This window comes from Lacinutrix chionoecetis (assembly GCF_053604665.1).
The window spans coordinates 90,309-112,706 of sequence record NZ_JBSHNQ010000073.1; the positions used below are offsets into that span (position 1 = coordinate 90,309).

31 protein-coding genes are annotated in these 22,398 nt (G+C 39.6%); 7 read left to right on the top strand and 24 right to left on the bottom strand.

The window, feature by feature from the left end:
• Positions 1 to 300: 300 nt before the first annotated feature.
• The 21 genes from ACVC43_RS06925 to ACVC43_RS07025 form a co-directional block, all read right to left on the bottom strand.
• Complete coding sequence (locus ACVC43_RS06925) at positions 301 to 651, bottom strand: hypothetical protein (protein ID WP_144665665.1); 351 nt, start codon at positions 649 to 651, stop codon at positions 301 to 303.
• The gene (locus ACVC43_RS06930) at positions 644 to 976 is read right to left on the bottom strand and encodes a hypothetical protein (RefSeq protein ID WP_144665667.1); all 333 of its coding nucleotides are present in this window, start codon (positions 974 to 976) and stop codon (positions 644 to 646) included. The genes ACVC43_RS06925 and ACVC43_RS06930 overlap by 8 nt, the downstream gene beginning before the upstream one ends.
• Positions 973 to 1,215 (bottom strand): hypothetical protein, encoded by a 243-nt coding sequence (locus ACVC43_RS06935; RefSeq protein ID WP_144665669.1) that lies wholly within the window; start codon positions 1,213 to 1,215, stop codon positions 973 to 975. The genes ACVC43_RS06930 and ACVC43_RS06935 overlap by 4 nt, the downstream gene beginning before the upstream one ends.
• Positions 1,216 to 1,217: 2 nt before the next feature.
• Entirely contained in the window at positions 1,218 to 1,700 is a 483-nt protein-coding gene (locus ACVC43_RS06940; protein WP_144665671.1) for a peptidoglycan-binding domain-containing protein, read from the bottom strand.
• Positions 1,697 to 2,122, bottom strand: a complete 426-nt coding sequence (locus ACVC43_RS06945) for a peptidoglycan-binding domain-containing protein (RefSeq protein WP_452223820.1) — start codon at positions 2,120 to 2,122, stop codon at positions 1,697 to 1,699. The genes ACVC43_RS06940 and ACVC43_RS06945 overlap by 4 nt, the downstream gene beginning before the upstream one ends.
• A 74-nt stretch (positions 2,123 to 2,196) precedes the next feature.
• Positions 2,197 to 2,679: a hypothetical protein gene (locus ACVC43_RS06950; RefSeq protein ID WP_452223821.1), complete on the bottom strand. Its 483-nt coding sequence runs from the start codon at positions 2,677 to 2,679 to the stop codon at positions 2,197 to 2,199.
• Positions 2,680 to 2,734: 55 nt separating this feature from the next.
• Positions 2,735 to 3,229 carry a hypothetical protein gene (locus ACVC43_RS06955; RefSeq protein WP_144665677.1) on the bottom strand — a complete coding sequence of 165 codons (495 nt, stop codon included), beginning with the start codon at positions 3,227 to 3,229 and terminating at the stop codon, positions 2,735 to 2,737.
• Positions 3,226 to 3,672, bottom strand: a complete 447-nt coding sequence (locus ACVC43_RS06960; protein ID WP_144665679.1) for a hypothetical protein — start codon at positions 3,670 to 3,672, stop codon at positions 3,226 to 3,228. Before ACVC43_RS06960 ends, ACVC43_RS06955 begins: the two co-directional genes overlap by 4 nt.
• Positions 3,673 to 3,858 (bottom strand): hypothetical protein, encoded by a 186-nt coding sequence (locus tag ACVC43_RS06965; RefSeq protein ID WP_144665681.1) that lies wholly within the window; start codon positions 3,856 to 3,858, stop codon positions 3,673 to 3,675. It abuts the gene before it with no gap.
• Between the two features lies 1 nt (position 3,859).
• A complete protein-coding gene (locus ACVC43_RS06970; protein ID WP_144665683.1) occupies positions 3,860 to 4,354 on the bottom strand; it encodes a peptidoglycan recognition protein family protein in 495 nt (164 codons plus the stop codon).
• Complete coding sequence (locus tag ACVC43_RS06975) at positions 4,351 to 4,803, bottom strand: TIGR02594 family protein (RefSeq protein ID WP_144665685.1); 453 nt, start codon at positions 4,801 to 4,803, stop codon at positions 4,351 to 4,353. The genes ACVC43_RS06970 and ACVC43_RS06975 overlap by 4 nt, the downstream gene beginning before the upstream one ends.
• A complete protein-coding gene (locus tag ACVC43_RS06980) occupies positions 4,800 to 6,254 on the bottom strand; it encodes a YncE family protein (RefSeq protein ID WP_159259734.1) in 1,455 nt (484 codons plus the stop codon). Before ACVC43_RS06980 ends, ACVC43_RS06975 begins: the two co-directional genes overlap by 4 nt.
• A gap of 16 nt (positions 6,255 to 6,270) precedes the next feature.
• Positions 6,271 to 7,029, bottom strand: coding sequence for a hypothetical protein (locus ACVC43_RS06985; RefSeq protein ID WP_144665689.1), 759 nt, complete (start codon positions 7,027 to 7,029; stop codon positions 6,271 to 6,273).
• Positions 7,026 to 7,466, bottom strand: a complete 441-nt coding sequence (locus ACVC43_RS06990) for a hypothetical protein (protein WP_144665691.1) — start codon at positions 7,464 to 7,466, stop codon at positions 7,026 to 7,028. Before ACVC43_RS06990 ends, ACVC43_RS06985 begins: the two co-directional genes overlap by 4 nt.
• A 3-nt stretch (positions 7,467 to 7,469) precedes the next feature.
• Complete coding sequence (locus ACVC43_RS06995) at positions 7,470 to 7,697, bottom strand: hypothetical protein (RefSeq protein ID WP_144665693.1); 228 nt, start codon at positions 7,695 to 7,697, stop codon at positions 7,470 to 7,472.
• Positions 7,666 to 8,076 (bottom strand): hypothetical protein, encoded by a 411-nt coding sequence (locus ACVC43_RS07000; protein WP_452223822.1) that lies wholly within the window; start codon positions 8,074 to 8,076, stop codon positions 7,666 to 7,668. Before ACVC43_RS07000 ends, ACVC43_RS06995 begins: the two co-directional genes overlap by 32 nt.
• The gene (locus ACVC43_RS07005) at positions 8,055 to 8,213 is read right to left on the bottom strand and encodes a hypothetical protein (protein WP_452223823.1); all 159 of its coding nucleotides are present in this window, start codon (positions 8,211 to 8,213) and stop codon (positions 8,055 to 8,057) included. Before ACVC43_RS07005 ends, ACVC43_RS07000 begins: the two co-directional genes overlap by 22 nt.
• A 24-nt stretch (positions 8,214 to 8,237) precedes the next feature.
• Positions 8,238 to 8,861, bottom strand: coding sequence for a hypothetical protein (locus ACVC43_RS07010; protein ID WP_144665697.1), 624 nt, complete (start codon positions 8,859 to 8,861; stop codon positions 8,238 to 8,240).
• Positions 8,851 to 9,516 (bottom strand): hypothetical protein, encoded by a 666-nt coding sequence (locus ACVC43_RS07015; protein ID WP_144665699.1) that lies wholly within the window; start codon positions 9,514 to 9,516, stop codon positions 8,851 to 8,853. The genes ACVC43_RS07010 and ACVC43_RS07015 overlap by 11 nt, the downstream gene beginning before the upstream one ends.
• A 102-nt stretch (positions 9,517 to 9,618) precedes the next feature.
• Complete coding sequence (locus ACVC43_RS07020) at positions 9,619 to 10,530, bottom strand: hypothetical protein (protein ID WP_144665701.1); 912 nt, start codon at positions 10,528 to 10,530, stop codon at positions 9,619 to 9,621.
• Between the two features lie 79 nt (positions 10,531 to 10,609).
• Positions 10,610 to 10,846 (bottom strand): hypothetical protein, encoded by a 237-nt coding sequence (locus ACVC43_RS07025; RefSeq protein ID WP_159259732.1) that lies wholly within the window; start codon positions 10,844 to 10,846, stop codon positions 10,610 to 10,612.
• Between the two features lie 192 nt (positions 10,847 to 11,038).
• On the opposite strand from ACVC43_RS07025, the gene ACVC43_RS07030 reads away from it, so the two are divergent.
• The 3 genes from ACVC43_RS07030 to ACVC43_RS07040 are packed head-to-tail and all read left to right on the top strand — an operon-like array spanning position 11,039 to position 13,766.
• Positions 11,039 to 11,764, top strand: a complete 726-nt coding sequence (locus tag ACVC43_RS07030) for a DUF6088 family protein (protein WP_144665703.1) — start codon at positions 11,039 to 11,041, stop codon at positions 11,762 to 11,764.
• Positions 11,764 to 12,744, top strand: a complete 981-nt coding sequence (locus ACVC43_RS07035; protein WP_159259731.1) for a nucleotidyl transferase AbiEii/AbiGii toxin family protein — start codon at positions 11,764 to 11,766, stop codon at positions 12,742 to 12,744. The genes ACVC43_RS07030 and ACVC43_RS07035 overlap by 1 nt, the downstream gene beginning before the upstream one ends.
• A 23-nt stretch (positions 12,745 to 12,767) precedes the next feature.
• A complete protein-coding gene (locus tag ACVC43_RS07040) occupies positions 12,768 to 13,766 on the top strand; it encodes a hypothetical protein (protein WP_159259730.1) in 999 nt (332 codons plus the stop codon).
• 2 nt (positions 13,767 to 13,768) lie between these two features.
• Here ACVC43_RS07040 and ACVC43_RS07045 read toward each other — a convergent pair whose 3' ends face one another.
• Genes ACVC43_RS07045 through ACVC43_RS07055 form a run of 3 tightly spaced genes read right to left on the bottom strand, consistent with a single transcriptional unit; the run spans position 13,769 to position 16,172 of the window.
• The gene (locus ACVC43_RS07045; protein WP_159259729.1) at positions 13,769 to 14,695 is read right to left on the bottom strand and encodes a zonular occludens toxin domain-containing protein; all 927 of its coding nucleotides are present in this window, start codon (positions 14,693 to 14,695) and stop codon (positions 13,769 to 13,771) included.
• A 2-nt stretch (positions 14,696 to 14,697) separates the two neighbouring features.
• Complete coding sequence (locus ACVC43_RS07050; RefSeq protein ID WP_159259728.1) at positions 14,698 to 15,714, bottom strand: hypothetical protein; 1,017 nt, start codon at positions 15,712 to 15,714, stop codon at positions 14,698 to 14,700.
• A gap of 5 nt (positions 15,715 to 15,719) precedes the next feature.
• Entirely contained in the window at positions 15,720 to 16,172 is a 453-nt protein-coding gene (locus ACVC43_RS07055) for a hypothetical protein (protein ID WP_159259727.1), read from the bottom strand.
• 138 nt (positions 16,173 to 16,310) lie between these two features.
• Here ACVC43_RS07055 and ACVC43_RS07060 point away from each other — a divergent pair, with 138 nt between their 5' ends.
• The 4 genes from ACVC43_RS07060 (at position 16,311) to ACVC43_RS07075 (ending at position 22,397) form a co-directional block, all read left to right on the top strand.
• On the top strand, positions 16,311 to 17,732 hold the full coding sequence (locus ACVC43_RS07060) for a hypothetical protein (RefSeq protein WP_452223824.1): 1,422 nt from the start codon (positions 16,311 to 16,313) through the stop codon (positions 17,730 to 17,732).
• A gap of 133 nt (positions 17,733 to 17,865) precedes the next feature.
• Entirely contained in the window at positions 17,866 to 21,162 is a 3,297-nt protein-coding gene (locus ACVC43_RS07065; protein ID WP_159259725.1) for an Eco57I restriction-modification methylase domain-containing protein, read from the top strand.
• On the top strand, positions 21,155 to 22,021 hold the full coding sequence (locus ACVC43_RS07070) for a hypothetical protein (RefSeq protein WP_159259724.1): 867 nt from the start codon (positions 21,155 to 21,157) through the stop codon (positions 22,019 to 22,021). The genes ACVC43_RS07065 and ACVC43_RS07070 overlap by 8 nt, the downstream gene beginning before the upstream one ends.
• Positions 22,022 to 22,025: 4 nt before the next feature.
• Positions 22,026 to 22,397 carry a hypothetical protein gene (locus tag ACVC43_RS07075; protein WP_159259723.1) on the top strand — a complete coding sequence of 124 codons (372 nt, stop codon included), beginning with the start codon at positions 22,026 to 22,028 and terminating at the stop codon, positions 22,395 to 22,397.
• Position 22,398 lies beyond the last annotated feature (1 nt).

The window sequence follows — 22,398 nt, forward strand, 5'->3', positions numbered from 1 at the left end:
AGGATCAACAAGCCACCACCCAAAAGGATCTTGTGCAACTTGCCTTGTTTCAGTTTTTGATTTTTAAATTTTAGTTGGTTTTCTAAATACAGAATTTGCTCATTGCTATTCTCGGAAACTGCTGTCAGATTGAAATTTTGCAATCTCAATCTCGAGACCACAGAGTCTTTCTTTACGAGTAAACTGTCCTTGAGCCTAATCGAAAAATCCAATCGTCTCACGATGGAATCCTGATACCTGCCACGCTCTAATCGCAATGCAATCTCACGAGACTGTTCCAAGTTAAAACAGAAGTATTTCTCATTTTTTATAAGCTGTACTATCGGTTTTAAATCTTGAGAAATACAGCAATAGCTCTGCATCGCTATAACTAGAAATAGTAGTAATTTTTTCATTGAGACTCGTTTTTAGATGGCCGATTGTGACGGTATTCTTACTTACCAAAGCCGTAAGGCTATCCACCTGCTTTTCCAGATCTTCAATCTCCAGGTCTAGCGATTGATTTTTTATAAGCAGATTTTGATTTTGTTCTTTCCAGTCGCTAGGCGTTCTTAGCTCATATCCATTCTCTTGTGGAATGATGATCTGCGTAAGCACAAGGACGACCACCGCAAAAAAGAAAATGGCGAAAATGACTTTCCACTTATTCACGTTTATCTTCGTTTTCAGGTTTAAAAAGTCTGTTCAACACACTTTCTAAAATCAGCTTGTGGAAGACGAGCGCAAACACAAATGACTGCAACAGCATTTCTATCTTGTGCAGCATCGTATCTCTTATAAAATAGACGATGATACCGTAAAGAATTCCTACGATAAGCACGCGATAGCGTGTCTTGATCTTTATGCCAGTAAAATCTGCTAACCAATCTGTGACTGGTTTTTGATTAAGACCGAAGGCAATAATGATGAACGTAAAAATATATGCCCAATCTAGGCTAGATAAGTAGTGAACTAAGTGTTTTAGGATGTCTGTCATTTCAATTGATTTTTAAGGGTTTCTTTTATGATTTTGATGTCTGCGGTAAGCAGGGATATTTGATGATTTGGGAACATATTTTTGGTCAAATGTGCAACCAGAACAATCGTTGCTCCAGATGCCAATAGAGCGATGATGATCTTTGTAAGCGTCTGGTTAGTCATTGTGAGCGTGACTTCGGTTTTAATGCCGTCATCATCTACAAGGCTTGACACGATATCTTTAATGCTTTTACCCATAATTAGTTGGATTGGTTTTTAATGGATTCGTTCATTTCTAAGGCATTGAATAGTGATTCTGTTACCGTCTCAACTTTTAGATATTTCTCTACACGCTCTTGTACTTTTTCGTCAAAAACGCCAGTCACGATTCCAGCCCAACCGTAATTTCTTAGCAAATACACTTGCAAACGTTCCACATTTTTTCCCTTGCTTCCCAGTTGCAAAGGGAATTCATCAGCGACAGGTTTTTTAGGTACTGTTTTGGGTTTTGGTGCGCTGGACTTTTCTTCAGGTGCAGGTGGTTTTGACTTGACCACTTGCATTGAAGGTTTAAAGTCTTTCTGTTTTGGTCTTAAAATCTCCTTTTTCAAGACCGCCGCTACAGCTTGCTTTTGCTCTTCAGTATCTTCTCTTTTGCTTTTCAGCAATTGATGGGCAATGATCCCGACACCGAGTAAACCGCCAGTAATACAAACTACTTTTACGATGTTTTCTCGTTTCATTTCCCTACCATTTTTAGCGCTTTCCGCATTCCTGCGATGTCCTTTTCTGTAAATTCAGCTTTGCCCAATCGCTTTTTGGCAGCCTTTAACGTGAGCGGTCCAAAAACGCCATCAACTCCATCACGCTTTGAACCAGACTTACCTAGATTCTCTTTGTAAATCTTTAGATAGGCCTGTAAAATTTTTACATCTTGATGACGTGTTCTATATTTTAGCGGATAGCCAGTCTTCACGTATTTAATGCGTGGTGTAGATGAAGAGCTGGACGATGATCCTGAACTACTTGAAACAGGAATGGTCGTGTTTATAGGAATTATCTGTGGTGTGTTCTCCTGGTTTTGAGCCAGGTCGACTTCTTTTTGATCCTTCTTTTTCTTGTAGTACATATAGGCAACTGCGCCACCTGCGAGTACAACGATCACACTACCCACAACAATGAGATCTTTGTTTTGTTCAAAAAAGGTTTTCTTAGGTTTGGTTACGATTTTCTTCATAGTTATTGGGTTTGATAATTAGGTAATTGGCGCACAGGATTATGCACGTATTGTTTCATCTCCGATGCACTTAAAAAGCTGGACAAGTGTTTCCACAAATCCTGCTTGTACAGTTGCCAGTACGATTTTGAGAGACTTGCTACTTGGGTTTTATCTCGTAAGCGTTTCGCAAAAACGTCCTTGACTGCATCTTCATCATCGTTAAAAGTGCCTTTGGCATTCTTGAGCTTTTTTGCCAAATTTCTGGCTGTAGCATCATCGAGTATTTTAATCTTTCGTGGTGCGATCCATTGCTGCACATTGGTCAGATAATTCATATCAAAAGGCTTGTCCCAGTTGGGTTCTCGTTTAATCGTGCCTTGATTTCCTGTGGACACTTGGATTCCAGATCCTATATCTTTGCCGATGACCTGTTGGGCTTGTTGTTTTTCCTTTTTACGCTTTCGCGAAAGCGTAACAAACACACCTACTGTAACTGCCGCCATTGTAGCGCCACCTATCATCCACCATCCTGTTTTTGTTATTTTCATTCTCTCTTTTTTAAGCTGTTCTATAGTTGGGTATTTGTCCTATGATGCTCAGAATGATCTTGATTTCATCCTCCGAAAGTCGATTCTTAATGGTATCGATCAAGTTCTTGTTGTAAGTGCTTTGATACGCCTTAGCCACTTGCGAGACCTGGACTTTATCCTTTAATTTTCTAAACACGGCATACACCGCATCTTCATCATCTCCACCTTCATACCACGCGCCCCAAGACTTATGGATCTGCTTTGCAAAACTGGTTGCGCTGCTCTCACTCATTGCGATCACTTGACCATTTACATTCTGCAAAACTTTTGTGAGATAGTAAATGTCAAAGGCATTTTCCGCATCGAGATTATTTGCCGTGGTTGCCAGTTGTTTCTTTATATGCGTCAATAGTTCGCTTGTTTTTTTATCGCGTTTACGCTGGCGTATAGATAGAAATGAGCTTCCAACAATGAGAATTCCCACAGCACCGCCACTTACTTTATAGATGAGCTGTCTGTTCATTTGCCTAATAATTTAGTAGCACGTCCTGCTGGCGTGAGCATCGCCAGGTCTGTAATGTCTGCATCTTTTGCAGAGTTGCGTAAAACCACCACAATAAGAATGAGTGTGATCGTGAGAATTACCGGAACTCCGATAGCTAAGATCTTCGTAAGGCTCTTGCCCAAACCAAAAATATTACCGCCTATTTCCGAAATATCTGCAATAGTTCTGGTTGCCATATTGCTAACATCCAGCTCGTTCTTGAGTAACCATTTGTTAAATGATGGACTTGTGGTGCATATCGCAGACCCATTGGTTTTCCAAGTGACCAGCCACAGCATTTTTGCGTTATCCTGTCCCACTTCTTTTTTTAATTTGGCATAATAGCTCGTCCAGAAGTCGCAAGGGTCGTCGGCTTCTGGAATGAGAAAGGATGTGTTCTTTATAGTTACTTGCTGTGCCATTTAATTGCCTAAAAGTTGATTGGCTTGTTTTTCAATTTGGGTTTGATTGGGATCTTTCTCTTTAAGAAAAGCTATTAGGCGTTGCTTTAGTTTTGCTTCTCTGGCTCTCGCAACTCGCTTATCGTGATTGATGTATAGCTGTCGTCCCATCCAGAATCCTATGCCCAATGTGATGATGGTTCTCATATCAAAATCCTTGATAAATATTACACTTGGGAATCTCCAGTTCTTCCAGCCATTTCTTGACACTAAAACCAGGTTTATCACTATCCTGTTTTGTGGCGATCTCATTAAAACCCACAATGATGATTTCTGGAAACCTAATAGTATAAAATCGAATCACGGCTTCTAGTGTGGCGGTTTGTTCTTCGGTACGTGTGTCTTTCCACCACGCTTCTTTAAGTGTTCTGCCACCTACGTACGCAAGGTTTTTTACATTGCCAGTAATACCATATCTGCCTTGTGAGATGCCCCAAAGATCTACTTCGGTCGGGCTGTTTTCAGGGATAATGGTTTCCAAAGTGCCATCCTGCAATACGAGATAATCAAATCCAGGACGGTTCCAACCAAAACCACCATTGCGTTTGTCGTTGGTGTGTTTTTCGATGATCGTTCTTGCATCAAGATCTAAGGCTTCGCTGGTATCGGTACTGTGTATGACTAAAAAATCTACGTCTTTCATTTTGTTGAATTTTGAGTGATGGAATTATTGAGTTTTCTAAAGCCGAGTAATCGGTAAACTGGATATGCCTTGATATTTACTTGATTGTTCTGGTTGCCACCCAGACAGTAGATGTATTTCTTGTCTTCAGAATAGCCGATGAAGAATGCCACGTGACCTTTCCAGCTGTTTTTCTTGCTACGCCAGAAGACTACTATGTCGCCAATAGCTGGTTGCTTTGTTTCTGTTCCCACTCTCAGCCAAGAGCGTGCTGTGAGTTGATTGCTCATTTCCTTTCCACATTCTAGGGCAACCCAGTTTGTGAAAGCAGAGCACCAAGCGGTTTCATCGGTAGTGACCCAAGTATGACCTATCTTTTCAAAATAATCTAGTATTACAGGATTATGCTGTTGACCTACCAATTCCGTAACTCCATATTGGCTCAAAGCCGTGTTGATGATTGACTTCATAAAATGGATTTGAAGGGATTCTTAGGAACTCGTTTGGGAACGCCTTTACTCATTTGCACGCCATAGGCAAGCGACGCCTTTTCTGGAAGTAGATTGTACATTTCCAGCTTTTTGTAATACAAAATGAATGTGATGGTCTGCAAACCACCAATCTTAAAGCACCAACTGTTCTGGCCATCGAGCATCACACCATCGACACCAAAAACTTCTGATACATTCTGAAAACTCTGCGGACTTTGGTAATTACCAAGCGAAAGTGTTTTGCAGATCTCTTTTCCTGCAATGCTCTTTTGTAGCAGTTGCAAGGCATTTACACAACGTTCTCCAGAGGCGACGATTTTAAGGTGCTTCAACATTCCTGGACTAAACTTAAAATCTTCGCGCTCTTCGTGATATTCATCATTGATGGTTACCGTTGGACTTTTGGAAGAATTAAAAATGCTCAAAAGATTGAGTTGTGTAGTGACTTTAGCAATTTTAGATGTTGATTCACTATCCACCAATCGAAACTGGTCTTGTATATCCCAAGGTGTTTCCGTTTGGGCCTGCGTTTCGGCATTGATGCGCGTCGTACTTTTAGAAACTATGTTTTTGATTATAAGTTCATTTGTCTCGTTATCAAAGCGTATTTCCGTAGGTCGTTTTCCAGTCCTATTAGCATCTACCACTTTGTGATTTAAACCGATGTGATACATCATATTATTTACTGAACCTATGACATACACCATTCCGTAGAAATAGCCAGAATTTGTATTTATGGCCAGCGCTACTGGCGAAACCGTTCCAGGCATCGCATTCTCCGTCAATGGAATTGTAGCAATTACAGTCCCATCACGAGCAACTACCGAAACAGAATCCGAAAGCTGATTGGCCACATACAATAAATCATTTGCAGGGTTAAGCACTACTTGCTGTGGATGCGTACCTACCAAAACATCTATTTTTTCGGCGTTCTCAATAAATAAAGGGTCTGTGATAGGCTTATCGCTATTACCACCCCAAAGACAAACATTTCTGGTGTCTGGCGTGTGATTTTTGACAGTTACCTGCATTACATCAAACTCATCGTGCAGGTATTTTTGATACTGTTTAAAACCTTCCTTTTGTTTTTGGTCTTTTATGAGATTACGCTTTCGCGAAAGCGGACTTCTACCAGAACCACAATCAGAAATTTCCATAACACCTTCATCGGTCGCATAGAAAACAGCATCTCTTGAAGGGTCGCAATTTCTCTTTCTTGTTTCTGGAAAAGCAACGTGCATCACGCCAGATCGTGTACCCCATTTTTTTAAATCGGTTGTGTATTTTGCAGAATTATCTTTCATATAAGCATCTTCGTTAGAATGGATTGTCCTTTTAATAACCGCAGGATCTTCGCAACTTTCACAGGCGAAAGTTTCTGTGTTTTTGGACGTTAATTTTATCGTTGCGCCCATTGTAAATACTGCCATTGTGATAAGAAATAGTTTATGCATTTGCTCTATAATTTTCTATGAAGGCAACCACGTCCTTGGTGCGCTGTACCTGTGATGCGCCCACGTGATGTGGATTATTGCCAAAAACCTTGGTCACGGCATAAATGGCTTCAATCGTCGGGAAACCGTAGTCCAGATATTTCTTAATGCCACAGAGATCTGCTGTTTTTTGACTTCTAGTATTAAGGAACCAATGGCATCCTTCGTGGGCAAGAATTGCCACGCGGATAGGAATGGTATAGCCAATGAATAAGCGCTGTGAGATCTGTACACGTGGCATCTTGCGATGTGTGCGCGCCGGTGTGATTAATTCCTTTCCAAAAGCATCTGTTATCGTAGGTAAGTATTGAAATAGAAACTCGTGGTTTTTGGAATCGTAAAAGCCTGTAGGCGTGTGTCCCGCTTTTTGGGCAAAGTCTATGGCAAAATCCATAAAGCGATGTTGCTCGGTAGTTGCCCAGACTTCGGCAGGTTTCATTTTTTCTACCTTGAAGTAGCTCATATCAAACTGATAGTCTTCTCCAGAAACTTTGTCAAACAGCTCCATTTCCAGTACTTCTGGCGTTACGGGAAGCGAGATCACAAATTCTCGTTTCTCATCGCCTTCATAGAACTGCGCTTTTCTCCTGAAATAATACGTATTAGGATATCGCGGATCGTACACGCGTATGCCCAACTGCACTGGCATTTTGGACTTGATACCCAGTCGTATTTTGAAACGCTCTTTATTTGATGGAATCGGGATAATCATTGGCTATACAGTTGCTTGTTCTTTCTATTCTTAATAACCACTAATCCCACAACGCCAACTACGACCACGCCACCTAGAACAAAAACTATGGTGGGAATACCTTTCTTTTCTTCTTCAGGAACATCTGCCGTACCGATTGAAAAATCAAAATCTGATGCAGGTTCATTAGCACCGCCAAATCCTGTGGGAGATGTTGGTTTTGTAATCGTATCGATAGCAGCACCTATAGCCGTTGCTCCGCCCATATCCTGAACGGCGTTACCCAGTTTAGAAAAGAAGGCTTTGCTTTTAGCGCGTCGTGCAATGCGCTTCGGTGCGCTGCGTCTTGCCGCTCTTCGCGCTTTTCGTTTGGCACGACGCGCACGACGTTTCTTTTTGTTGCCAAAGAAATCGTCATAATTATCGTCTAGAATGTATTCTGTTTCTCCTGTAATCATACGTTATAGTACTTCCAGAACACGCAAGGTGCTTCCGTTGGGTTCGTAGTTTATTTTGTGGTAACCTTTACCTACAAATGGATAGCTTTTGGCTTCGCCTGGAAGAAGGGAAACGCCATTTACTTGAGCCGTTTTTTCTCCTATATTCTTGACAGACCCATACAGAAATCCTTCCTGGAAACTTCCATCGTCAGATACTTCACTTTCCTTTATTTGCGCCAGTATGTCCATTGCTTTTCTTTTTGATTTGAATGTATTTATAGATGCCAAAACCTACAGCGCCAGTAACTCCGACGATAGCAATGATCTTAACCACCTTCGCTGTTTTACCGTCCGACTTCATTGCCTTTTCTGCTGCTGCTTTCTCCACTGTTGCAGGAACTTGAAGGCTTGCTATTTGCGCTTTTGTAACCTTTTGATCTTTACTGATAGGCTTGCCCTTTTTTATCAAGGTGGGCTTGAATATAGGTTTGCTAGGTAGCTTGGTTTTTATAGGTGTTCCTTTGGGAATTAAGATGCTTACTGGGACTTTAGATGGCAGCTTTTTACGAACTACTTTCTTTTTCCTAATAGGTCTTGGTCTTCCTTTTACAATAGGTGGTCGTCGCAAGATTTTCCGTCTAGGTGCGATTTTGATACGTCTATTTGGGGCACGTCTTGCGATTCTTCTTGCCTTTCTGCGCTGTCTACGTATTTTCCTGCGACCACGTCTAAAGTTGTCGTAATCTCCATCGTCGTACACGTCATAATCTGTTAATCCGAATGTGTTTGTCATAGCTGTTGTGGCATTTGCGCACGTTGACCGCCATACGGCATCGGTGGCTGTTTGGACTTCATTAATATCGCTGCACCTATGCCCAGAACCACCACACCGCCGCCTATCATCAGCATCATATTGGTTTTCTTTTTTGCTTCGGCTTCCTTGCGTTTTTGTTCTTCTCGACGGCGTTCTTCTGCCTGTCGTCGCTCTTCATCACGGCGGCGTTGTTCTTCACGCATCTGTTGCATACGGCGCTCCATATCTCTTTTGGCCGCAGCTGCCTGAGCTGCCGCTGCGGCTGCTGCATTAGTATTGCCACCAGAACTACGGCGTTTTTTCTTTTTGAAGAGACCGCCCAGGATTCCCACGGCACCTTTGGCCACGGCTCCCCAAAACTCGTCCTCGCGACCTGCAAGTCTGGATATGAGTTCTGCAAGCGCTTTCGCGAAAGCGGAATTATCATCCTTCATCAGTTCTACAGTCTCATTAATGAGTGCCTTGTGTGATGGCCTGTCACGGAAAGTGATCCCATAGACACGCAAGAGCTGTTGCAGTTCTAAGGGATAGTGCAGGATCAGGTATGAGATATCATCTATCGCCTGATTGTATTTCAATTGTTTGGTTTTATTTGCCATTTTTTAAGTCAAATTTTATGCTCGCACCTACCAGAACACCTGCGATAAATACGACGCCAAAAAGCAACATCTCATCTTTTGTGATATGGATGCCTTTGGGTTTCTCGGCAGCTACTTCTGGTTTGGATTCTGGTTTGCTTTCCTTGCGTTTGCGCAGTTCGTTCCAGACCATTTGAACTTCCTGTGCTAGGTTTTTGTCTTCCAGATCTTCATTGGATCGCTTTACGATGTCCTGATAATACTTCTCTAGGGCTTTATCATCATAGGAATTGAACTGATCCAGAAAACTGTCTTCATCTCCAGAACCTGCATAGTTGGAATGACCGCAGGATTTACAATAGTTTTCCGCTTTCGTACTTCGGCTACGCTCAGTATGAACTACAGCGTTTTCACCACAGGCAGCACATTTGGAATTTTCAACAGTATTTACCTGAAGTATCGCTGCCTTGTCTGGATGAATTTCTAAAAGATCCTTGATGACCTTTCTCCCTTTGTTCTTTACAAGTTCTTTGACCGCCTGGGACAGATGTTGCTGGTTATCAATTTTTTCAAAACCGTAATCAAACAAGATGTCATTTGCGGCATCTGTGTTATGAAAGACGATATAGTCTATCCTGTTCTGTGCGAGATTTTTGGGGTTATTGTTGCGTTTCATAGGGTGTCGTTAAAAAAGAACAGCCAGAGCTAGGTTTGGGGGAAACCGTGACTCTGGCTGTCTCAATTAGGGAAAGAGTCAAGACTCAAGTCGGAGCTCCAACTATCGTCTCTTACGTCTTACAAGGCGTGACTTAGACCGTCTCGCCACCGGTTTTCTGACATATCGACGACGGCTTACAGGTCTCCTGCGAGAACGTCTCACTCTACGTCTGGGACGCCCTAATGGTCTGGGTTTTCTACGACTGCGTATCAGGTCCAGTTGTGGAAGTCCAGTCGTACGTGGTGCACGAGAGAGTTCTGCAACGTTCTGACCTTTAAGCAAGTTGCCCAGATTTGCTCTTGCTTTAATGGTAAATGTGAATACGGCTGTAACGCCATCCTCTACCATAATCTGTAGGGAATCCTGTCCCGTCACGTCCATCTCGAAGTTGTCATCGTCAATGAGCGTTTGGGTAAAGTTTTGTGGCGAAGTCGCATTACGCGGTTGATACACTCTGGTCGTTTTTGAACCTGAAGCTGTTCTACGCTCCACGCGCAGTACATTATCAAACTGTAGCGGATTGCTCACAGAGTACTTCATTCCCGATATTTTAAAAGGGTTTGCCTTACTCTCTTCACGTACTTCCTTGTGACTGGATTCTTCTATCTCTACGGTCACACCATTAGGCTGTGCTGCCTCACGGTTACCGCCAAAAACATTTGCCTCTGCCGCTGCGCCAGATTTGTTTGTGATCACTACCGTTAGGGTACGGTCGTTAGGATCAATCTTGCCTACTGTGGCTGCGGTGTAATCGTCATAATCATCTTCGTACTCAACTTCATCTGCATAATCGTCATAGTCGTCGTACTCGTCTTCAAACTCATCATCATAACCATCTTCTAGGCCTTCAAAGCCTGTATCGAAGTCGTCCTCATCGTCATAGTCATCGTAGTCTTCTTCGTGGTCGTAATCGTCGTATTGGTTTTCTGCGTCTTCTTCGTAGCGCATTAACTCGTCGTTATAATCTTTCATTAGTCTGGGATTTGTCCATTGAAACAATGGAGTTTTTCATCTCAAGAATATGTTGTCCCTTATGGCGCATCTCTAAATGCTATGCCTTTTTGGTAGGGACAGCCGCAGTCTTCTTGTTTTTTTCTGCGAGCTTTTTTGCCTTCATCTTTTGAACCATAGGTGCTACCAGTAAGGTTCCTATTGCGATGCCGGCGATTCCTGCTCCTACGCAATACATTATAGGTTGCCAGGCGATGTCATTTTTCTGTGCCATTTTGGGTTGTTTTTGTAAAACTGTTTGTAATAATGGGCAGGTCTCTAAACCTTGTGAGCACAAAGATGAAGGGAAGAAGAAGGTTTACAGTGGTAGGGTTTGGGACTTTGGGACGGAGATAGAGATGCTGGAGCTATAGAACGAGCTATAAATAAAGAAACTGATAAAGGAATAGATATTGCTATATATGTCAAGTAAATAGATGTAAAAACTTGACATTATAAAGAATTAAACTATCTTTGTAATGCTTAAACTATGAATATAACAGCATACATAAAAGATAAGATAGCTCGTATAGATGCAGGAGATGCATTTACATACGATGATCTGGCTATACCTCAAGGTGAGTTTACAGCTGCTTCTAAGTCTTTAAGTAGACTAGTTACTGCTGGTACTATAAAGAGATATAGAAAAGGTGTTTATTATAAGCCTAAACAAACAGACTTTGGCGAATTAAGACCTAGTGATACAGAACTGCTCAATATCTATCTTTTTGAAGATAACAAACAGGTGGCCTACATTACTGGAGTGCGATTGTACAATCAATTCAGGCTGACCACTCAGGTTCCTAACGTGGTAAGAGTTGCGAGTTCTTCAAAGCAAGTACGTGGTAAGGTAGGAAACACAATGGTGCGGCCTGCAAAGAGCTATGTTACCGTTTCTAAAAAGAATATTCCATTACTACAGGTGCTCGATGTTGCAAAAGACTTTAAAAATATTCCTGATGGCGACAGCTCCCAGATTCTTTCGTTTCTTAAAAACAGAATAGCTCAATTTTCGGCAAAAGATCTGGAACGTTTTACCGCTTTCGCGAAAGCGTACCCACCTAAAGTTGCTGCCTTAATAGGTGCCATCTACGAGTTTATGGGATTAGAAAAACAGAGCAACGCATTGCGTGAGAACATCAATGCCTTAAGTACCTACACCTTTGGGATTTCCAAGGATATACTACCAACTATTAACAACTGGAACATCGCTTAATGAGATTACACGAATATCAAGAACCCTTCAGAAATGCGATACGTGCTGCCGCAGATCATTTCGGCATTGCCGAAATATTTATTGAAAAAGATTACTGGGTCACTTTTGCGCTCAAGCAAATATTTACAAATCCTGCATCAAAGGATATTACTGTGTTTAAAGGTGGAACGTCTTTATCAAAATGTCATAAGATTATCGAGCGCTTTTCGGAAGATATAGATCTCGTCATCATCACTGACGAAGAAGAAGGAAGTAACGCCATCAAGAAGAAACTTAAGCTTGTCACAGAAGCTGTGGCTGAACCCTTGACTTATGTACCTGGTCACTTAATCGAGAACAAAAAGGGTAAGATCAGAAAACTGGTATATAGCTACGATAAAAGCGGAATGGATGGAGCCTTTGGCCACGTGCGTGATGAGATAGTGGTAGAAGTGTCCAGCTATGGAAGCCCGCATCCCAGCAGTGCGGTTGAAATACACTCGATGATTACCGGTTTAATTGCCAGTACAGGAAATGTGGATCTGATAATCAAATACGAGCTCGAACCTTTTAAAGTTGTTGCGCTAGATATTGAGCGTACCTTTTGTGAGAAAGTGATAAGCCTCGTGCGATTTTCATATACCGAAACCCCTTTGAAAGACTTGGCAGATAAAGTAAGGCACACCTATGATTTGCACCAATTACTAAAGTTAGAGCGAATACAAGATTTTCTAGCAAGTGAAGACTTTTCTGCAATGCTCAATCAGGTAGGTAAAGATGATGACAAAGCGATTCCCAATGACAAGGAATGGCTCTCACAACACCCAAACAAAGCACTCATATTTGAAGATATTGAAGGCGTTTGGAGCAAAATAAAATTAACCTACAACAGCTCTTTCAAAGAGTTGCTTACTGGGGATTTACCTAATGACGAAGAAGTCTTGAAATCTCTTAAAGCTATTAAGAATCGTTTGGGAGAAATTAAATGGGAGATGTCATAAGTAACAACAAACTTAATATCAATATGAACCCATTAGATCAATTTAAAAATATAAATGCAAGCCAAAAAGCAATAGAAGCAGCGATGGGTAGTATTGCGAAATTAGATTGGGTAAATGAAATGACTAAACGCATTCAGTATCCTACAAATATTGCAGCATTTGGTGGTGCTTTAGATATCCTTAAATCAATGCACCAACATCCTGGAATTGAATCGATGAATTCTATTTCTAAAGTGACATCTGGAATCGTACCGCTATTAGATTGGTATAAAGACAATCCACTTAAAAATCAGATGGATGGCATTATAACCAATCACGCCTTGCTCAATCAGCGCTTGTCATCTTTATCATCTTTATCATCAATGTATGCTGAAAATTATGTGAAGCCATTGAATGCTATAGAAGTTGCACTGAGAGGTATTTCTACAGATTTTTTGAAGAATATATCATTTGATGATCTTGATGTAGCTGAAGAGGAATATGATCTTGTTGAGGAGGCTACCGAAGCAATAGTGACTCAAGCAGAATCGCTACAAACTTTCTCAGATAAGTATGTGACTCAGGAAAGTTTTGAAAAATTTCAGATACAGTTATTTGATGAATTGCAACTGATAAGTTCAAAGTCTAAATCAGAAAAAGCTAAAGCCTTTATTTTTCAAATAATGCAAATCATTTCATTTGTTGTGATGATTTTTTCATTACACAGCGATTCCCATAAAATGACAAACAAAGAGCTTTCTGAAATCATAGACGATAAATTTAAATCGCATCAAGAGCACACTAATATAAAGTTAGATAGCATTTTAAGTCAAATCACGAAACAAAGGCTTGCAACTACTGACGTAAATCTGAGAGTGAACAATAAGAAAAGAGCTGCAATAAAGGGTATCGTTAAAAAAGGACAGTTGATAAGCGTTATTGAGACTCGACATAAGTACTTATTAATCTATTATATTGATCAAGAAACTGGTGAGCCTAAATCCGGTTTTGTTTTCAAAAAATACTTTGAAAAGATTGATTAAAATCACATAGGCCCAACCATCCCATCTTCGTGATACCGTAACTTATCTGAAATCAATTTTACGATGGCATCGTTCTTTGTTTTGTAGGTGTTGTTGCCGTCAAAATCTTCTTCATTCAGTAGCATTTTCACTTTACGGCTTTCTTCCTGGTCAATAAATTTTTTACAGGCACGTATAAACGCTGCACGGCTACATCCACGGATGCGTTGCTCTCGCATATTGATATAAACAAAGAAACTTTTCTGGATTTTATATTCTTGTTCTGTGATCTTGCCCATAGCAAAGGCATTGGAACATAATTCATATTGTTCATCGACAATAAGCTGACCGATACGAACCATTTGATATTTTGGGATGCGCTCGCGATAGCGCGTCACATCATCCACCTGATGATGCAAACGCAACCACGTACAGTTTTGCCATTCCGAAGTAGTGATTTTTGCTACAGACTGGTGCGTGAGCACAATGTCGATTCCCTTATGACGCACAGTACAGAGTGCACCGATCATCGATTGTCCTTTGGCGCCAGTCATATAATGATCGATATCGTCCAGAACGACCAAGCCATTTTTGAAGTGTTTCATTATTTTGGTAATGACCTCTTTCTTTTCGTCATTGTCCATAGGTGATCCGTCGGGATTAAAAGGCCTGATTCTGCGTGAAGTTACTTTGGTCAATGCTTTCAAATGATTTGGACTTACCGTACGGAACTGTGGGTAATCATCATCGTTAGTATCAAAAGCCAATACCTTACGACCTTTCTTGCCTACCGCAAGATGATCCATCATATAGCGTTTAATCTCTTGCTTGTTCCTATAGGTTTTCCCAACACCAGTCTCGCCACAGACCAGTAAAATCATTGGCTGGCGTTCCAGGTCTTCTTTGAGATAGCTTATGGGTTTTCTTCCGCGATTAGAATGTACAGACATAGCTATTCTGTTTTGGGTTCGTCCTCGGCTATTTCAAGGATTGTAGCTTCTGGAATATTGTTATCTACATCTTCAAAATCGACTTCTTCAGTTGAGTGAAGCGTTTCTTTTTCTGCTTTCGTACTTTGACGTGGCGCAGCATAAACTTCATCATAATCCTGAACATCTTCTTCCTCATCAAAATCTAACTCTTCCTGAAAATCTTGATTAGCATAGTCATCTTCTTGCGCTGTGAAATCTTCCTGTTCCTCTTCGAGAGCAGAAGCTTTTTCATCTCGGATGATATCAAGAATACGCTCTTCCAGAATATTATTTTCTGCTCTCACTTCCATTACGACCTGTGCTTTCTTCATTAAGATAGATAAGACTGCACCCATCAATTGCTGTTCTGGTGTGAGTTTTTTGGCTTTCTTACGAAGGATTTGAGCAAGTAACGGACGCAATAGCGCCTTGTCTTCCTTGTCTAGTTTTACACGAGCAACATTCTTATCGTTCTGCTGATCGATAACGGTAATGATCTCATCAAACTCATAAAATTCCTTGTGCTTGCTGATTTTTACAAAGTAACCGCCACCCACTTCCAGAACATTATTAGACATTCCCAAAAGTGCATCAGCAGCTTGATTAGCTTGGCTTAAAGGCAACTCAAAATCTTCATCCGTAGGTTGTGGCTCATCATCGTCATAGTTACCACCATTTATTTCTTGTTCTGGTGCATCTAGTGGTTGCTCGCTTTTTTCTTGTGCTACATTTTCTTCTACAGTTTTGCGGAATTCTGGTTGCTCACTAGTTGGCGCTTCAGGTTCTTCTGGCATCTGGTGCGGTCGGTCTGGTTTCCACACGTTCCAGCTTTTTTGCTTTTCGGGATTATGTTCTACTGGTCGCTCGCCACCGATGTCTTTTTCTATCACAGGCTGGTTGAGCGGACTACTATCTTCGCCCTGAATACTTTCAAACATGATTTCTTCTGGTGCTGTGGTAAGAACATCCTTTACTTCTTGAGCTATTTCTTCTTTCATAAATTCTAATTGAGTTTTGCGATAAAGTTGACCACATTGTTTTCCAGAACTTGAAACTTAGCTACAAAAGGTTTGTAGAAGCTTGGGATGGAAAGGATCTCATCACACTTATGGTAGTTGTACATTACGGCTCGTTTAGACTGCTTAAAACTCTCGCCTATCTTGGCATAACTGGTATCGGTATATTTCTTAAGCAAGAAATAACACGCCATTCTGGCGTCACGATACTCTTGAATCGTACTGGTGTAAAATTCTGGCTCCTGAAGATCAAAAATCTGGATGCTCTGCGAGATGATATACACAACAAGCAGTTTGACTTTTTGGGTGTCGCTGGATTTAAGTTGTGCGTTTCCAGAAAGATTATTGATGACTTCTATGGTCTTAGCGAGTCCAAATTTTCCTATAATCGTATCTACACTCTGCTGTAAGTCGCTATAATCGGGCAGTTCTTTTTTCATCTGGCTGTGAATTGATTCTCACGTGCCAAACTACTAAAAGAGAGTTTTCAGAAGATTGTTAATTGTATCCTAGTAAATTATGGAGATTTTACTATAATGTTGCTGTTTGACAAACCTATCCAATTAAATCGCCAAAAAATGAAGTTAGAAACCATTGAAGAACTTAAACAAGAAATAAACTCATACGAAATGGTTGCTTTATTAAAGGCTTGTTACAACTATTTTGATATTGAAATCGAAAAGCCCAAAGCTTTATGGGTTCCACTCACCATAATGAAATGGACTTATTTGTACGGTACTAGAACTAAACCGGTAAAACCATTAACTGTCACAGCTTTTCGAACACTTTTTGACGCTATAATGGAATTTGATCCCGATCATATTTCAAACTATATGAAATCTCAAGGAATTCATCGAGCCTTTGCGATACTACATTATCAGCAGTTTTATCTTCAAACCGCAGTACATAAAGAGCGTTTTAGCACACAATTAAAGTTATATGAAAATCTAAAATCGCGGTATGACATTTCAGCCTCTTTTAAAAAGAAAACTGGCCTGTCTATTACTGAATTTTTAAGAATACTACAATGTATGTGGTTGTACGCTCAAATGAAACAATCAGAATTTCCTAACACAAAAATTACGGGCTACGTAAGCCAACCTATACTTGATAGTATGTCTGATATATTTGGGAAGATACAAACCGAACGATTCATAAACCTCTTAATGATAACGCCATTGACCGCAGCAAAAGAAGCTAAAAAATGGAAAGGAACTAATGCCACAAAATATGAGATAATGGAACATTCATTTCTTACATTATTTCCATTTCAATGGTTTGAAAATTCTGTGCGTATTGTGCATCCATCAGTTTTCAATTATACTGCAAACTATTACATCTACGATTATATGAAAATCAATGATCCAAAGTTTACAACAGAATTTGGAGCAAGGTTTGAAAAATATATTCAGTTAGGCTTGGACGAAATAAATATTAATTACAAAATTGAGAGTGAGGTAAAACGATCTCTTTCCGCGAAGCACAAAGTCGTAGATTTTTTGATTGATGATAATATCTTACTAGAATGCAAAGCTATTGAACCTAAGCCATTAGCATCGATCAACCCAACAGACGATTATGTGTACTCATCTTATAAAGACTCACTTTTAAAGGCTTATTATGATCAAATGCTACCTGTATCAAAATTTTTGAATCCCAATCAAGAGAATTGGGGAATCGTAATAACGCATAAGAATATTTTCTGGTCAGATTACAGAGAACTTTATCAGATTACAAAAGACAGGTACGCAAATAGCACTGACAATAGCCAGTTACCACCAGAGAATGTATTCATTATGGATATTCATACCTGGGACTTGGTTATTAATGTAATTGCAACTGGTCAAACTACGTTGCCAGATCTACTGAAAAAAGCTAGAAATGCTAACGCAAATCATCTTACAAGAAAAGCCCAATTTGATATGCAACTGGACGATTTCGATCTTAGACAATTTCAACTCTCATATTTAGCTAAAGAGACAGAATTATTAAAATTATAGTGTTTCAAATGAACAATGCACTCAGTTTTATTCCGCTTTCGCGAAAGCGTAATGAAAACAAAATGAGAAATAAAGATGAATAGCTTGTAAACTTTGTTAATTTTAGGAGCTGAACAACTTTGTAAAGCACTAAATGGCATTATTCCAGACATCTGTACTCAAAAAATATCTCGCACAACAGGACACAAACGCAGTAGATAAAGCATATCGCAAGTACACAAAATTCTTTCTCAACCTTGAGATACAGAAAAATATAGACAAGAGTAACGAGGAGCAAATACAGGCTACTTTTCTTACAGAACTCTTTGTAAACGTGCTCGATTATACGATTAACCCTAAGCCCAAATACAATCTTACTACAGAATATAAAAACGAGAAAAATAATCGCAAGGCAGACGGTGCCATTATCACAGAAGAAAAGACGGTAGCCGTTGTAGAACTTAAGGGTACAAATACAAAGGATCTGGAAAGCATACGACGTCAGGCTTTTGATTATAAAGTAAATCACAAAGGATGTAGGTTTGTCATTACCTCTAATTTTGAAAAACTGCGTTTCTATATAGACGACACGACAGAGTTACTGGATTTTGACCTGTTTAACCTTACACGAGATGACTTTGGATTGCTGTATTTGTGTTTGTACAAAGACAATTTGCTCAAGGAATTACCGCTTCAGATAAAGCAGGATTCACTCATTGTAGAGGAGCAGATTACCAAAGAGTTTTATAAGGATTATTCGCTTTTTAAACGTGAGCTATATCGTGATCTGGTAAAGAAAAACGGTAAAGTCTTAAAGGTCGCGATACAAGAAGAGACTGGTATTACAGATAATGCAGAACACCAGTCGGATCTTGAACGCCTGGAGAAAAACGTAAAACTCACGCTTTTTAAAAAGTCGCAGAAACTTATAGATCGTTTTCTCTTTATCTTTTTTGCAGAAGATCGCGGACTCTTACAACCCAATTATACCATAAAACGTCTGGCAGAATGGGACACCATACGCAAGTTGGATGTAGATGAACCGTTGTATGATCGTTTTAAAAAGCACTTTAATTATCTGGATAAAGGCCGTAAGGGCGATGCAGAAAATAAAGAGATTTTTGCCTACAATGGTGGTCTTTTTAAACCAGATTCTATACTGGATCGTGTGATAATAGATGATGATTTACTTTACCATCACACTAAAAAGCTGGCAACTTATGATTTTGAAAGCCAAGTTGACGTCAATATCCTCGGTCACATTTTTGAAAACTCTCTCAACGAGATTGAAAGCATTAATGCCGAAATAGAAGGTGGCAACTTTGACAAACAAAAAAGCAAGCGTAAGAAGGATGGCGTTTTTTACACGCCTAAGTACATCACAAAATACATTGTAGAAAATACGGTTGGCAAACTATGCGATGAGAAAAAAGCCGAACTCGGTTTTAAAGAAGAAGAGTATTTTAAAGGTCGTGGTACTGGTAGAAAGAAGCGAAACGACAAGACCATACAAAAGCTAGTTGATACGCTAGACACTTACCGCGTCTGGTTGTTGCAGATCACTATTTGTGATCCTGCCTGTGGCTCTGGTGCATTTCTTAACCAGGCGCTGGATTTTCTCATCAAAGAACATCAGTACATAGACGAGCTTAAGACCAAAATTCTAGGTGGTGGCTTACAGTTTCCAGATATAGAAAACACCGTACTAGAGAACAATATTTATGGTGTAGATCTTAACGAGGAGTCTGTAGAGATTGCAAAGCTTTCACTCTGGCTACGCACCGCACAACCACGACGTAAGCTCAACGATTTAAGCAGTAATATAAAATGTGGAAATAGTTTAATAGACAGTAAAACCATAGCAGGAGACAAAGCCTTTAATTGGGAGACCGCTTTCGCGAAAGTGTTTGCAAACGGAGGTTTTGATGTTGTGATTGGGAATCCGCCTTATGTACGACACGAGCTGTTTTCAGACATCAAACCATACCTACATAAAAACTTCAGTTGTTATAATAGTTCTGCCGACTTGTACACTTATTTTTTTGAAAAAAGCATTAAAGATTTAATCAAACAAGATGGTCTTTACAGCATTATTGTAGCTAATAAATGGATGAGAGCAAATTATGGTTACGAGCTTAGAAAGTGGCTTAAAAGTCAAAATATAATTGAGATTATAGATTTTAAGGATTTACCTGTCTTTGCAGATGCTACAGCGTATCCTTGTATAATTACAATTGGTGGACCTCTCAAAATGAGCAAATTTAAAGGCATAGAGGTCGATACTTTGGATTTTCCAAGTTTGGATCAATACGTAAGAGATCACTATAATACTGTTGATAAAACTTTATTAAGCGATAATGCGTGGTCACTTGCTGATGAAAGTGTAGCCAAAATTGTTTCGCAATTAGGCAGTAAATATCCGACCTTAAAAGATTTCATAAATAATAGAATGTTCGTTGGGCTGAAAACAGGTCTGAACGATGCTTTTATTGTTGATGAAGAATTCTATAAATCTTTAAAATCACAATCCGAAAAATACGACTCTATTGTAAAACCTTATGGTGTAGGAAGAGATTTGTCACGTTATGGGGAACCTAAAATCAGTAAATACATAATTGCTATACCTAGCAAGTGGACAAATACGAATGGTAAGTTTCAAAACGAGGCTGATGCCTGGCAATGGTTCAGTAACGAATATCCGTTAATAGCAAATCATTTGAAGGAATATGAGTCTAGAGCTAGAAAAAGAAGTGATCAGGGTAATTATTGGTGGGAACTTCGTGCCTGTGATTACTATAATGAATTCGAGATTCCTAAAATAGTTTATCCTGAAATAGCGACTGAAGGAAGATTTACCATAGATACAAAAAACACTTATTTTGATATGACCAGTTTTATTATTGGTTCTGAGTCAAAAGAATTACTAGGAATATTAAACTCAAAATTGATAAGCTTCATTTTTAAAGAAATAAGTTCTGAAATTAGAGGTGGTTTTTTAAGGTGGAAAAGACAATATGTTTACAATCTACCAATACCAGAGGAGATTGAAAACTTGAAATTAGAAACTCTAGTTTCAGAGGTTTTAGATTTAAAATCTAGCTATAACAGAGCGTTAGATAAATTTATCTATTTCTTCCAGAGCCAAAACAAACTATTCAAGCTCTCAAAAAAACTCGAAAACTGGCAAGATTTAGATTTTGACGAGTTTATAAAAGAACTCAACAAAGCCATTAAAGCCACCAACAAATTGCGAGAAAAGCAAGGTCAAGAACCTGTTGCCGTACTTACCAGATCAGACGAGTTTGAATGGTTAGATCTCTTTGAGCAAAACAAGAAAAAAGCACAAGACCTACAATCACAAATCAACACCCTAGAACAACAAATAGACGCATTGGTCTATGGGCTGTATGGATTGAGTGATGAGGAGATAAGGATTGTGGAGAATGGGTAAGATGGAAGGAACTTGCGCATTATATAAAACTGTAGGAGAATTAAGGGAAAGCCACATCATCCCTAAGTTTGTTATTAAGCATTCTAAAAAAACAGGCTCAAAATTTCAACGACGTGTTATAGCGCCCAATGTTAGAATGCAGGACGGCATCAAAATACCATTGCTGAGTCCAAAAGCAGAACAAGAATTTGGTAAACGTGAGAAATGGTTTGCAGAGAATATTTTTCATCCCTATTTAAAATCCCGATACTATCTACCGTATAACGAGGAGCTTTATTATTTCGCTATTTCTCTACTATGGAGAACGATTCATTTAGAAATGAAAATGGATGAAGAGCTTTCTGAAAAATGGTTCTATCAACTCTTACTAGATTGTGAAATGGAATGGAGAGGCTTTCTTGCTAGTTCCGTTTTTCCAAGAAAATTTTCTAACTGCTATTTATGGTTTACGGACAGAGTTGAGTTTCATACCACTGAGCTTGAAGGTGTAGATTACTATATGACGCGAATGAATGATCTCACAATTATCAGCAATCCTGAAAAGACATATTTAGCCATTTATGCAAAATTCAACAGGTTTATGTTTTTTTCGGTATTGAAGTCTCCAGGTGGCGAAGATGGATTGGCAGACCTAGCGATCAATCCTATTCAAGGAACCTATAATATACCACAACAGTTTGAGTATTGGGCGATATCAGAATTCTTAACTAATAGAATTCACGGAATTAGTAAGCACAAGCGAGCAAGTGAGGATCAACAAGATAAAATTTATGAAGAAATAGCTAAAGATCCCGAGGCATTTTGGAAATCAGATGCCGGAAGGTCTATTTATAATGATCACTTCAATTTAAAGAAATAGAAATATGGAAACTAGAGCAATTAAAAGTGAACTTACAAAATTTGTAAAGGCAACGATGGGAAGCAAGAATCCTAGATTTAACGGATGGTACGCAGGCATTACAAATAATGAAAAACGTCGCAAAGGAGAACATTCGGTAAGAAACGGTAAAATTCTGCACTGGAAGTGCATTAATGCCGACACAATGGCCAAGGCAAATGAAGTTGAGGCTTTTTTCTCTGCAAAAGGAACTCAAAATATGCCTCAACCGCAAGGCGCAAATATTGCGTCGAAATGGGTGTATATTTTTAAACTAGCTAAGAAACCACAAGGAATGAACGGGCTTGCTGGTCCATTAGACAGAAAGACTGTTTACGAATATGTTTTTAACGAATAAT

Bases quoted from the DNA above. Each gene is read 5' to 3' on its own strand.
- ACVC43_RS07010 (WP_144665697.1), bottom strand. From the start codon at position 8,861: ATGGCAAATAAAACCAAACAATTGAAATACAATCAGGCGATAGATGAT.
- ACVC43_RS06940 (WP_144665671.1), bottom strand. From the start codon at position 1,700: ATGAAACGAGAAAACATCGTAAAAGTAGTTTGTATTACTGGCGGTTTA.
- ACVC43_RS06985 (WP_144665689.1), bottom strand. From the start codon at position 7,029: ATGATTATCCCGATTCCATCAAATAAAGAGCGTTTCAAAATACGACTG.
- ACVC43_RS06995 (WP_144665693.1), bottom strand. From the start codon at position 7,697: ATGGACATACTGGCGCAAATAAAGGAAAGTGAAGTATCTGACGATGGA.
- ACVC43_RS06955 (WP_144665677.1), bottom strand. From the start codon at position 3,229: ATGAACAGACAGCTCATCTATAAAGTAAGTGGCGGTGCTGTGGGAATT.
- ACVC43_RS07075 (WP_159259723.1), top strand. From the start codon at position 22,026: ATGGAAACTAGAGCAATTAAAAGTGAACTTACAAAATTTGTAAAGGCA.
- ACVC43_RS07050 (WP_159259728.1), bottom strand. From the start codon at position 15,714: ATGAAAGAAGAAATAGCTCAAGAAGTAAAGGATGTTCTTACCACAGCA.
- ACVC43_RS07060 (WP_452223824.1), top strand. From the start codon at position 16,311: ATGAAGTTAGAAACCATTGAAGAACTTAAACAAGAAATAAACTCATAC.
- ACVC43_RS07030 (WP_144665703.1), top strand. From the start codon at position 11,039: ATGAATATAACAGCATACATAAAAGATAAGATAGCTCGTATAGATGCA.
- ACVC43_RS07020 (WP_144665701.1), bottom strand. From the start codon at position 10,530: ATGAAAGATTATAACGACGAGTTAATGCGCTACGAAGAAGACGCAGAA.
- ACVC43_RS06990 (WP_144665691.1), bottom strand. From the start codon at position 7,466: ATGATTACAGGAGAAACAGAATACATTCTAGACGATAATTATGACGAT.
- ACVC43_RS07040 (WP_159259730.1), top strand. From the start codon at position 12,768: ATGAACCCATTAGATCAATTTAAAAATATAAATGCAAGCCAAAAAGCA.
- ACVC43_RS06965 (WP_144665681.1), bottom strand. From the start codon at position 3,858: ATGAGAACCATCATCACATTGGGCATAGGATTCTGGATGGGACGACAG.
- ACVC43_RS06935 (WP_144665669.1), bottom strand. From the start codon at position 1,215: ATGGGTAAAAGCATTAAAGATATCGTGTCAAGCCTTGTAGATGATGAC.
- ACVC43_RS07045 (WP_159259729.1), bottom strand. From the start codon at position 14,695: ATGTCTGTACATTCTAATCGCGGAAGAAAACCCATAAGCTATCTCAAA.
- ACVC43_RS06950 (WP_452223821.1), bottom strand. From the start codon at position 2,679: ATGGCGGCAGTTACAGTAGGTGTGTTTGTTACGCTTTCGCGAAAGCGT.
- ACVC43_RS07015 (WP_144665699.1), bottom strand. From the start codon at position 9,516: ATGAAACGCAACAATAACCCCAAAAATCTCGCACAGAACAGGATAGAC.
- ACVC43_RS06930 (WP_144665667.1), bottom strand. From the start codon at position 976: ATGACAGACATCCTAAAACACTTAGTTCACTACTTATCTAGCCTAGAT.
- ACVC43_RS07065 (WP_159259725.1), top strand. From the start codon at position 17,866: ATGGCATTATTCCAGACATCTGTACTCAAAAAATATCTCGCACAACAG.
- ACVC43_RS06975 (WP_144665685.1), bottom strand. From the start codon at position 4,803: ATGAAGTCAATCATCAACACGGCTTTGAGCCAATATGGAGTTACGGAA.
- ACVC43_RS07035 (WP_159259731.1), top strand. From the start codon at position 11,764: ATGAGATTACACGAATATCAAGAACCCTTCAGAAATGCGATACGTGCT.
- ACVC43_RS07055 (WP_159259727.1), bottom strand. From the start codon at position 16,172: ATGAAAAAAGAACTGCCCGATTATAGCGACTTACAGCAGAGTGTAGAT.
- ACVC43_RS06960 (WP_144665679.1), bottom strand. From the start codon at position 3,672: ATGGCACAGCAAGTAACTATAAAGAACACATCCTTTCTCATTCCAGAA.
- ACVC43_RS07070 (WP_159259724.1), top strand. From the start codon at position 21,155: ATGGGTAAGATGGAAGGAACTTGCGCATTATATAAAACTGTAGGAGAA.
- ACVC43_RS07005 (WP_452223823.1), bottom strand. From the start codon at position 8,213: ATGACGTGTACGACGATGGAGATTACGACAACTTTAGACGTGGTCGCA.
- ACVC43_RS06980 (WP_159259734.1), bottom strand. From the start codon at position 6,254: ATGGCAGTATTTACAATGGGCGCAACGATAAAATTAACGTCCAAAAAC.
- ACVC43_RS06970 (WP_144665683.1), bottom strand. From the start codon at position 4,354: ATGAAAGACGTAGATTTTTTAGTCATACACAGTACCGATACCAGCGAA.